The following is an 11,608-nucleotide window of genomic DNA, read 5'->3' as shown; positions in this document are numbered from 1 at the left end:
ACAGTATTATGAAAAAGCTTTTTATTGCCTCGTGCATAACAATATCATTAGTAATTAGCTCTTGTAGCAATTTTTTGGATGTCACACCGACCAATATGGGTGACTCCAATACCTCAATCCAAACGGCTGCTGACGCAAAAGTGATCATGAATGGATTAATGAGCAAAATGGCAAACGTTGCCTACTATGGACGAAACTTCCCGCTTTACGCGGATGCCAAAGGGGGTGACTTTACGATAGCATCACAGGGTCGCGGTTATGACTATCTTTATGTATTTAATCATTCAGCCTCTTCTAATCCTTATTCGGGTATCTGGACACAAGGGTTTCATACACTCGTACAGATCAACAATCTTTTGACGAATATAGATAAACTAATTGCCGCCGGTTCGACAGAAAATTTCGATACATATAAGGGACAAGCATTGACCGCAAGAGCTCTTATTAATTTTGATCTTGTCAGGTTATATGGGAAACCCTATAACATGGAAAAATCTGCCCTTGGTATTCCTAACGTCACGAAAGTACTCGAATATAGCGCGCAGGAAAAACGTATTTCCGTTGAGGAAAACTACAAACAGATCGTACAAGATCTAAAGGATGCAGAAAGCTTATTGCCAAAATCCAAGTCGGATGGATATTTCAACTTTTTCGCCAACAAAGCGCTGCAAGCTCGTGTGTATCTCTATATGAACGACTATGACAACTCGTTAAAATCAGCTCAGGAAGTTATAGACTCAAAAGTTTATACGTTATATAGCAATGAAAACTGGGTAAAATCCTGGACAAGTATGTTTGGAACGGAATCTATTTTAGAATTGGGTGTCTATCCGAATGAAGCTGATGCAGGGACAAGCTCATTGGGGGCTATGTTTCGTAGGAAAGGTCATGGCAGCACGGCCATATTGGGCAACTTTATAGCCGCAGATCCATTCTTGACCAAACTTAAGAAAGACGAGACAGATGTCAGATGGGGTGTTATGGCCTACGATGAAGTCGGCACCACGCATTTAGGAGCGGTCTATAAATATAGCGGTAGCACCACGCTTGCTGGTGATAAAAATTCAGCAGCAAATAGTACCGCTGTCAATATTAAGGTCATTCGTTTGTCCGAAGTATATCTGATCGCTGCCGAAGCAGCTCTGTTAAAAACTTCACCAGACAAAGCCCTGGCAGCGACGTATCTGAATTCCATTCGTCAACGATCACCTAAATTGGATGCTGCAACTTCTAATTCGATTACATTAGACATGATTGCCGATGAAAGAAGTAAAGAACTTTTAGGTGAAGGCCACCGTTTCTTCGATATGATGCGCTGGAACAAATCGATCACCTTCGATGATGATTTAGGTAATATAAGTACGACCAATAGGGAAAAAACTATTGATAGAACGTTTTTTAAAACCATTCTTCCGATTTCATTAGACGAAATGAACGCAAACCCTGCTATTGCAAATCAACAGAATACAGGCTATTAATTACCAAAAACAGGAAAGTCCACTATGTAGACTTTCCTGTTTTCATGCTTATTCATGCTATTCTAAACCTCTAAAAAATTAAATTTTTATAATGTTTTTGTAGCTCTTTTTCCAAATCGATCACATAACCATTAATTACAGCATAAATAACCTTTTCTTCTTTACGAATAAAAAAATCTGCTAAACCATCCAAAAGTAATTGCTGGTGAAGTTCAATGGATTGGTTACTCAAAATTCGTATTGGAAAGCCGTGTAGGCATTTACCTTGAACAGTCTTTTCTATAATAACGGTCGCGTACCCTTTTTCAAGCAAAGATGAAATAGTAGTTTCATCTAAATCGGATAAAGAAGCAAAGCTCTTCGTAAAAATTTTAGCCGGAACAAATTCCATTCCTGAAACATCCAGATCATGGTATCCATAAAAGTCCTGCAAATCACCAATATCTTCAACAATACCCTCTACGTAATAGTCTGATCCAATTGTCTTTTCATTTTGCCGAATAGCAACATCAACGACTACCTGTTTTCCATTCTGCTGAATTGTCAAATTTCTCAGCAATACATCATGAAGCTTTTCATCATTGAAGGGAATTGTATCGTAATTGGTAATTGAATACTGTTTAAAGGATTCGTCAGCGATCTCCTCAAATGCTTTTAACAATGCTACAAAATTGCATTTTCTTACCATCATTTTCTCAGGATCGCCGACATAAGCTCCCGATTCAATTAAAATCGTCCTGGCGCCCCATTTTTGAAAATTATCGCCAAATCCCCGTGGCGTATGCTCATCGTCGTACTTCGCTACTGCATTTGGCACAAATTCCTGAAGTATCTTATTTATCCCCACGATAACACGCATCGCATCGGCCCGAGTTTCATTGATACTCCGCGCATAGTCATAAGCAGGTGCCAATAAGGAAATCGTCACCGGTGTGCCTGTGCCTGGAATATTATAGTAATTGTTTTGATTGTGCAGGTTAAAGGCAAAATCAGGTTTTAGCAACATGGCTTGCGTCTTCAATAAGGCTCCCTCTACAGTTGCAGTAGCCCGAGCGTCTCTGTTCATATCCACATCCATTGCTGTCCTACGTTGAAACCGTTCGGTACCATCAGGGTTTAGCATCGGAATAAAATATAGGGTCAATTTTGATGCTATCTCATTTCTAAACGCATCAAACCCATCATCCTCCCCTCCAAAGAAATTAAACAGATCGAACAATGCCATTGTCGCCGTAGGCTCATCACCGTGCATTTGCGACCATAACAGAATCTTAACAGGTCCCTGTCCGTAGGTCAAACGAAAGATCGAACGGTCTTCAGTTGACTTACCAATCTCTGCTATCGAAAGACGTCCAGAGCTTCGGACATTTTCCAATAACGGCAAAATATCGACATGTTTAAATCTTCTATGCATCAAAGCCTTTTCTTCATACAAAGAAAAGGCTTTGATTAAATCTTCTTTTATTAAATTCATCTTAGTCTTTTAATGCGGATTCCAATAAGGTGATAGTTCCCTGAGAGGCATCGATACGAACTTTTGCACCTACAGGTAAGATGAATTGTTCGGCAATATGCCCTATAATAGCTCCCGAATAGGCTGGTATTTTCAAAGGTTTAATATAATCGTTAAAGAGCTGGTCAAGCGTTACAGATCCATACCCGCTAGACGGCTTGCAATTGGTACACTTACCAAAAACAAATCCTTTAATTGCGCCCAATATACCCGCATTTTTTAACTGGCAGAACATCCGGTCCACACGCTCCATATCTTCGTCTACCTCTTCTATGAAAAGAATTTTATCTTTGAAGTCCGGTAGATAGGAAGAACCGCATAGTCCAGTCAGCACCGTCATATTTCCGCCCAGCAATATTCCTTCGGTTGTGCCGGGATGAATGGTTGCGATACGGTCCTTTGTCTGTACAATATTATCACCTTTCGATTTTGGGTTTTCAAATATTGCTGGTTGGTTGGCTAGGAACTGAGCATTGAAGGCCTCAGCAAGCTTTTTGGTCCAGGTACTGATACCTACCGCACCATGAAAAGTAACCAGTCCTGTCTTGGCATATAGCGCCAATATCAACGCTGTTATATCTGAATACCCCAATAGAATTTTCGGATTATTGGAAATCAGCTTATAATCTAATCGATCCAAAAGGCGTGATGTACCGGATCCCCCTCTGATACAGACAATCGCTTTGACCGTCGCATCGGAAAACATATCGTGTACGTCAGCAATACGCTCCTGATCTGTACCTGCCAGATTACCGTAGCGACTGCGTATATGTTTACCTTCTTTTACTTTAAAACCTAGTGTCTCGAATATTTCACGCGCTATGCTAATTGATTCTTCATCATCCAATACACCTGCAGGGGTTATCAAACCAATTGTATCACCCAGCTTTAATTTCCGCGCAAGTAATGCGGCTTGACCATACAATGCGCCAGTACCTGCATCTGGCTTTCCCATCCCCAACACAGGAATAGATAATGCTCCTAAAGCGATCGATTTTATAAAGTCCCTCTTCTCCATCGCTAAATTCTATCGGTTGAATAACAGACGTTCACCAACTCCCTTTTCAATGAGCTGACCATCAGAGAAAGCAAGTTTGCCGGATACAATCGTATGTGCAATAGTTGAACTAAATGTATGTCCTTCAAATGGCGACCAGCCGCATTTAGAAAGAATATTAGCTTTCGATACCGTGTAAGGTTTATTGAGATCAACCAGCACTAGATCTGCCCAATATCCCTCACGGATGTAACCTCTATCTTCAATCTGGAACAATGTAGCAGTATTGTGTGCAGATTTTTGCACCAATTGTTCCAGGGTCATTCTTCCTGCTTTAACCATATCTAACAAGGCTTGCAATGCATGCTGCACGAGAGGTCCCCCACTTGGTGCTGAAGCATAGGGCTGAGATTTTTCCTCCATTGTGTGCGGAGCGTGATCTGTCGCTATCACATCGATATGTCCATCCAGTAAAGCTTTGAGAATTTGGTCACGGTCGTTGGCTGTTTTTACCGCAGGATTCCATTTGATAAAATTACCTTTTGAGGCATAATCCTGATCAGAAAACCAAAGGTGGTGAATACAGGCTTCAGCCGTTATTTTTTTATCCTTTAATGGAATATCATTACTAAATAATGCAATTTCTTTGGCGGTTGATATATGAAGGATATGCAAACGTGTATGGTGTTTTTTTGCCAGTTCGACAGCTTTCGACGAGGATAAATAGCAAGCTTCCTCTGAACGAATCAATGGATGCATCTCAATTTTCAATCCATCTTCACCATATTTTTCTTTAAATAAGGCCAGATTCGCTTTTATCGTCGCCTCATCTTCACAATGCGTAGCCACCAAGGTCGGAGCATTCGCAAAGATTCCTTCCAACGCTTTTTCATTATCCACCAACATATTGCCCGTAGAGGAGCCCATAAAAACTTTTATACCACAGACATCTCTCGGGTTCGTTTTCAATACTTCCTCGAGATTATCATTAGCTGCTCCCATAAAGAATGAGTAATTGGCCAACGCATTTTTTGCTGCAATATCATATTTATCTTGAAGCAACTGCTGGGTCAACGTATTAGGAACAGTATTGGGCATTTCCATGAAGGAGGTTGTCCCCCCCGCTACTGCTGCGCGGCTCTCATGCCATATATCCGCTTTATAAGTTAATCCTGGTTCTCGAAAGTGAACCTGGTCATCAATAAGCCCTGGTAATAAATGTAACCCCTCAGCATTGATTTCCTGATCAGCAGGATGGTTTATTTCCTGAGCAATCATTTCGATTCGACCATTGCTGATATATACGTCAGCAACCTCAACTTTACCTTCATTGACAAGTTGTGCAGATTTTATAAGAATAGATGACATGTTGAAATTTTTACTTTGCTTTAGGTCAAAAGTAAAGATTTGTTGTGGTGATCACAAGTTATCTCAAGAAAGAGTTCCTTATAACAACAGCAATTTCTTCTTTAAATCTACTCCTTCCTCCTATGTCAAATTTGAAATATCCTACCCACATTTGTCCAAATTGGCCCAAGAGGAATCGTACTGAATCTAAACTAAGGGAAATTAACCGCAAAAAAAAGAGGCTATGGCCTCTTTCTTTATTCTTTATCGAATTTGTATCCCACTCCTTTTACAGTGGTCACATAATCGTCACCTATTTTTTCACGAAGCTTACGAATATGGACGTCAATTGTACGATTGGTTACCACTACAGAATCTTCCCATATACTTTTTAAGATCTGTTCGCGTGTAAACACCTTGTTAGGTTTAGATGCTAATAAATACAATAACTCAAATTCCTTTTTCGCAAGAACGATCTTTTGTTCTCCTTTGTAAACTAGGAAGGAATCTCTATCGATGACCAAATCAGCAATTTCTATTTTATCTTGAACAGAAGCATCAGACTCTTCGGAAGCATTTCTTCTTAAAATAGCGTTGATGCGGCTCATCAAGGCGCGGGGTTTAATTGGCTTTGCAATGTAATCATCTGCACCAACATGAAACCCTGCGATCTCCGAATACTCCTCGCTTCTAGCTGTCAAAAATACCATGAATGTACTTTTGAATTCAGGCATTGCGCGCATGATGCGACAAGCTTCAATTCCGTCCATCTTTGGCATCATCACATCCAAAATGATGAGGTCCGGATTTACTTGTTTGGCAACGTTGATTGCCTCTTCTCCATTTTGCGCTGTAGAGACCTGATAACCTTCACGATTTAAGTTGAATGCAATTAAATCCAAGATATCTTTTTCGTCATCAACAATTAAAATCTTTTGTTTCGAAGAACTCATTTGTCTTATTTTTTTTGCTAAATTATAAACAAAATGATAACAATCAGTTAATCTAATGTTACCAAATTATTAAGTAATATAATATTTAACAATAACACCTCGATTACTTAATTGTTTTCTTTAAAAATGCCTCCAGTTCTTCACCACGTAGATTCTTCGCGATAATAATACCTTTTGGATCAAGTATATAAGATGTTGGCAAGGCTTTCACACGGTAATCGATAACCACGGGCGAGCTCCACGCTTTCAAATCAGATACATGTGTCCAGGTAAGCTTGTCATCTTCAATAGCACGCATCCACGAGCCAGGATTATCATCAAATGAAACGGAGAGTATATCAAAGCCTTTACCATGATAGGTATTGTACAACCTAACTATATTAGGGTTCTCCTGACGACACGGCATACACCATGAAGCCCAAAAATCGACCAAGGTATACTTGCCTCTAAAACTAGACAATTTCACTTCCTTATTTGAGGGGGTAAAAGAGATCAGTTCAGGTGCAGGTTGCCCTATAGCCATTTTTTTCAGCTTTTGTGTTTCCTCCTTAAATTGAGTCACATATCTATTCTCCGTAAATTCATTTTTGATTTTGTCCGCATAAGCGATAATTTCACTTTCTGCTACTTCTGGATCTAAGGTAGAAATGGCATAAAATCCAGCTAGATCATTGTGTTTATCGGAAAAATCGACTGCTTTTTTTGTATAAGAACGCAATTCCTCTGCAAACTTCGCTTTATATTCAGCACGAATCTTTTCAATCTCATTGGCTGTAGAATTTGCTGTTAACTTAGAAAATACAGTCTGCAACGAATCCTGCACATAATCCCGATAATTTCGCTCTTTGGCAAAGGGCTGTATGGTTTTTGACAATTCAGAACCTTCAACCTGGTAATCATTGACATCCTTATGCAAATCTGTTTTAAATGTAATCGTCTCCCCTGGAGAAGCAATCAAATCGTAACGATTTTTCCCGACACGCAAAGACAGCAGTCTGGATTGGCTGGCGGGCCGTACAAACTGAAATTTATTGTTATCTCCAAAAAACATAGAGTCCAGTTTTGTATCACCTTCATACAACGAAATAACTTTGACATTGCCAGGATTATCGACATTTCCGGCGATGGTAAACTGCTCCTTATTTTGGCAACTCATCATCAAACCTACGATTCCTACTCCTAAAAAAATTGCCTTTTTCATCCGTATATTTTTATTTGTTAAGTACCTATTCCCAATAACGCAAATGGCTTTGCTCTGTTTGATACACGCCACATTTCACAGCTTAAAGAATCGCGAAAACGATCAGATTTATCCGAGTCTTCCTTGGAAGATGTCGAATAAATCTGATGGCTTCGTATTGTATATTTGGGACATAAAATCACCATTTACATCCTATTTTAGCCAAGTAGCCTAAGCCACCACTAAAAACTATTTCAAGAAATCAATAGCTCTTTCAATTGCGCCTTTTAGTCCCGCAGGATTCTTGCCTCCAGCAGTGGCAAAGAAAGGCTGGCCACCACCACCGCCTTGGATATCCTTTGCTAGATCACGAACGATATTACTTGCATTCAATCCTCTTTGTTTCGCCAATTCATCGGATATGACAACCGTTAAACTTGGTTTACCATCAAATTCGGCACCGATAACCAAAAACAAGTTGTTAACCGCGCCTTTTACGGCATAAGCCAAGGTTTTCACAGCCTCTGCGCTCGGTAGATCGACAATTGTGGACAAGAAATTAATCTCGCCAACCTGTTGGATCTTCCCTTCCAGATCTGACTTTAACGCTAAGGATTTTTCAGTAATACTTTTCTCTACTTCTTTTTTCAAAGCGCCATTCTCGTCGATGATTTTACCTAATGCAGAAACGAAATCCTTTGGATTATTCATCAGCTCCTTCAGGTGATGCACCAATTCAAAATGCTCACGGATAACAGCTGCAGAACGAGTTCCAGTAATGGCTTCAATACGACGTACGCCAGCTGCAACAGCAGATTCAGAAACAATTTTGAAAAACCCGATTTGACCTGTTGCTTTAACATGCGTACCACCGCACAATTCTTTAGAATATTGATCTTCAAAGGTGATCACACGAACAAAATCACCATACTTCTCACCGAATAGTGCTGTTACACCCGAATCCAATGCTTGTTGATAAGGGACATTACGCTCCTCTTTCAATGGAATATTTTCACGAATCTTAGCATTGACAATATCTTCCACTTGTTTGATCTCTTCGTCTGTCATTTTTGAAAAATGAGAGATGTCAAAGCGCAAAATATCGGCGTTGACTAATGATCCCTTTTGATTCACATGGCTTCCTAATACTTCTTTTAGCGCAGCATGTAATAAATGGGTCGCCGAGTGATTGTTTTCCGTATCAATTCTTTTGGTTTTATCGACCTGAGCAACAAATGTTCCTTTCAATTCCAATGGCAATTTGTTTGTAAAATGTACAAATAGACCATTTTCCTTTTTTGTATCTGTAATATAAATTTTCTCTCCCGTTTCTTCGGAAACCAATTCACCTGAATCACCAACCTGGCCACCACCCTCTGCATAAAAAGGGCTAACAGAAAGCACCAGTTGAAATTGCTCTTTATTTTTCGAAACAACTTTACGGTATTTTACAACCTCAGTTTTGGCTGTTAATGTATCATAGCCCACAAACTCAAATCCTTCATCGTCATTGACCACAACCCAATCACCTGTATCAATAGCAGTGGCAGCACGGGAACGATCTTTCTGAATCTGAAGTGCTCGGTTAAAGCCCTCCATATCAACTGTCAATCCCTTTTCACGGGCTAACAATTCCGTCAAATCGATCGGGAATCCATAGGTATCATATAATTCGAAAGCAAAATCACCATTAATTACGGTGTGGTCTTCTACATAATTTTCAAATCGTTGGACGCCCGTAGACAACGTTCTTAAGAATGAAACTTCCTCTTCTAAGATTACTTTCTGCACAAAATCCTGCTGTTGAATCAATTCGTCAAATACTCCTGCGAATTGCGCTGCCAATAAGGGTACAATTTCATTTATAAAAGGAGCTTTAAAGCCTAAAAATGTATAAGCATAGCGAACTGCACGACGTAAAATACGTCGGATCACGTAGCCGGCTTTATTGTTGGACGGCAATTGACCATCGGCTATTGCAAAACTCACGGCACGTATATGATCCGACACCACCCGCATTGCAATATCCGTTTTTTCGTCTAATCCATATTTGATTCCAGCTTTATTCGCAATAAAATCGATCGTAGGTGTAAAGACATCTGTATCATAGTTGGAAGTTTTTCCCTGTATACATCTGACCAAACGTTCAAATCCCATTCCCGTATCCACATGTTTGGCCGGCAGCGACTGAAGTGAACCGTCTTTCAAGCGATTAAATTGCATGAAGACAAGATTCCAGATCTCAATTACTTGAGGGTGGTCTGCATTAACCAAACTCTGTCCTGAAGTCTGTGTACGCTCTTCTGTACTGCGCATATCGAAATGAATTTCGGAACAAGGACCACAAGGTCCTGTCTCACCCATTTCCCAAAAATTGTCTTTTTTGTTACCCAGGAGAATTCTGTCTTCGGCAATCCACTCTTTCCAAAAATCGAATGCTTCCATATCACGTGCTAAGCCTTCTTTTGCATCCCCTTCAAAAATAGTCACATATAAACGATCTTTATCCAGTTTATATACTTCTGTCAATAGCTCCCAAGCCCAAGCAATAGCTTCTTTTTTAAAATAGTCTCCAAAGCTCCAATTTCCTAACATCTCAAACAATGTATGGTGGTAGGTATCAATTCCTACTTCTTCCAAATCATTGTGTTTGCCGGAAACACGCAAACAACGTTGTGTATCGGCCACACGCGGAAATTTAATGGGTGCTTCACCAAGAAACAAATCTTTGAATTGATTCATCCCCGCATTGGTAAACATTAATGTAGGGTCATTTTTTACAACTACTGGTGCTGAAGGTACTATCTGATGCCCTTTACTTTTAAAAAAGTCCAGAAAGGCTTGACGAATTTCTCTACTTGTCATTTAATTATCTAAAAATATGTGCAAACTTACTCAAAATTGGTAGGTTATGCAATGTAGAATTCCACATATTGACCTTGAAACGACTGTTTTTCAGAAGCAGCTAAATTCCTCCTATTGACTTTTCAAACAAAAAAATCAGGAGATAACATACAGACAGTTAGGACGCACGTATTTTATAGGTGACGAAAATCACAAACAGATATTAAATACAACATTTTAAAAGCGTTATTAGTTACTCATATTTGTCTAACGCTCGTCAAATTCAGCGTGTAAAACAACAAAAACTATTTGACTTAAGGTCATTCACAATTACATTTGTTTTATTACATTTGATAGTAAAATAGGGAATCTAGTTCACTTTCGCGCACATTCCCTAAAGACAAAATAAATAAGATTAGATTTTGTAGATTAAATTCCTTCTAATGAAAAAAAACATTCTACTACCGGTAGATTTTTCGGCTCATTCCAATAATGCTGTAAATTACGCTGTGGACCTTGCCCTCGAAAAGGGGTATTCGCTCCATCTTTACCACAATTATACTTCAGCTTCTGCAGTATTTGAGGAGGAAAATGGCCGTAATGCGGCTAATTCTCCAACATTCAAAGCTGATATCCTTATCAAAAATCTGGCAGAATCAATACAATTAAAGCATCCTACGCTTGAAATAACAACACAATGTGAGCGCGGTATGATTACAGAAACGCTACCGGAGCTCGCCACTCCTAATCGCTTTGATTTTGTCATCATGGGGACTAAAGGTATCACCAATGACGACAGCCAGCTAATTGGCAGTACAACATATGTCATTAGCAAAAAAGCCAAAATACCTGTCCTGGCCATTCCCACTGAAGCTTCCTTTACTCCTATTGACAAGGTTGGCTTACTGTCTAATTTCAAAGAAGAAGAGGTACAAACCGTACAGGATTTTGTCAACATCATTGGTAAAGACTTTGAACTAAAGCTTATGCATGTTCACTATGATCATTCATCAGAAAACAGAATCGAAGACAAACTTGAAGTATGGAAATATAAGATCAAAAAATATATCGGTGTGACCAATATTGCGATAGAGGTCGATTCTATACAGGGGGATATTGAAGACCTCGATACGGTTCCCGAAGTCATTAATGAGATGATCCATGAGGAAAATATCAAAATACTCCTGGTGACTCGATCGAGAAAATCATTCTTTGAACGTGTTTTTACCCGCTCAGTTGCAAAAGCATTATTTAGCCATCCATTAGTTCCAATATTTTTCACTAAAGCATAATCCT

Annotated in this window: 8 protein-coding genes; 2 read left to right on the top strand and 6 right to left on the bottom strand. The window is 39.4% G+C overall.

What is annotated here, in order from left to right; translation table 11 throughout:
• The first annotated feature begins 8 nt into the window (after nucleotides 1-8).
• Entirely contained in the window at nucleotides 9-1,478 is a 1,470-nt protein-coding gene (locus B3C94_RS09865) for a RagB/SusD family nutrient uptake outer membrane protein (protein WP_293902794.1), read from the top strand.
• A 70-nt stretch (nucleotides 1,479-1,548) separates the two neighbouring features.
• Here the strand turns inward: B3C94_RS09865 and B3C94_RS09860 are convergent, their stop codons facing one another.
• The 6 genes from B3C94_RS09860 to alaS form a co-directional block, all read right to left on the bottom strand.
• Entirely contained in the window at nucleotides 1,549-2,952 is a 1,404-nt protein-coding gene (locus B3C94_RS09860) for a M14 family zinc carboxypeptidase (protein ID WP_293902792.1), read from the bottom strand.
• A gap of 1 nt (nucleotide 2,953) precedes the next feature.
• A complete protein-coding gene (locus tag B3C94_RS09855; protein WP_293902789.1) occupies nucleotides 2,954-4,009 on the bottom strand; it encodes a S66 peptidase family protein in 1,056 nt (351 codons plus the stop codon).
• Nucleotides 4,010-4,018: 9 nt separating this feature from the next.
• A complete protein-coding gene (locus tag B3C94_RS09850; RefSeq protein WP_293902786.1) occupies nucleotides 4,019-5,356 on the bottom strand; it encodes a dihydroorotase in 1,338 nt (445 codons plus the stop codon).
• Between the two features lie 236 nt (nucleotides 5,357-5,592).
• Entirely contained in the window at nucleotides 5,593-6,288 is a 696-nt protein-coding gene (locus B3C94_RS09845; RefSeq protein WP_075991688.1) for a response regulator transcription factor, read from the bottom strand.
• Between the two features lie 103 nt (nucleotides 6,289-6,391).
• Entirely contained in the window at nucleotides 6,392-7,489 is a 1,098-nt protein-coding gene (locus B3C94_RS09840; RefSeq protein WP_293902781.1) for a TlpA family protein disulfide reductase, read from the bottom strand.
• A 228-nt stretch (nucleotides 7,490-7,717) separates the two neighbouring features.
• Entirely contained in the window at nucleotides 7,718-10,333 is a 2,616-nt protein-coding gene (gene alaS, locus B3C94_RS09835; protein WP_293902778.1) for an alanine--tRNA ligase, read from the bottom strand.
• 422 nt (nucleotides 10,334-10,755) lie between these two features.
• On the opposite strand from alaS, the gene B3C94_RS09830 reads away from it, so the two are divergent.
• The gene (locus tag B3C94_RS09830; protein WP_293902775.1) at nucleotides 10,756-11,604 is read left to right on the top strand and encodes a universal stress protein; all 849 of its coding nucleotides are present in this window, start codon (nucleotides 10,756-10,758) and stop codon (nucleotides 11,602-11,604) included.
• Nucleotides 11,605-11,608 lie beyond the last annotated feature (4 nt).

It is taken from the genome of Sphingobacterium sp. UBA5670, assembly GCF_002420705.1.
In the GTDB taxonomy this organism is placed as follows: domain Bacteria; phylum Bacteroidota; class Bacteroidia; order Sphingobacteriales; family Sphingobacteriaceae; genus Sphingobacterium.
Note: the sequence above shows the minus strand (reverse complement) of the source record. Positions and strands in the feature narration are given on the sequence as shown.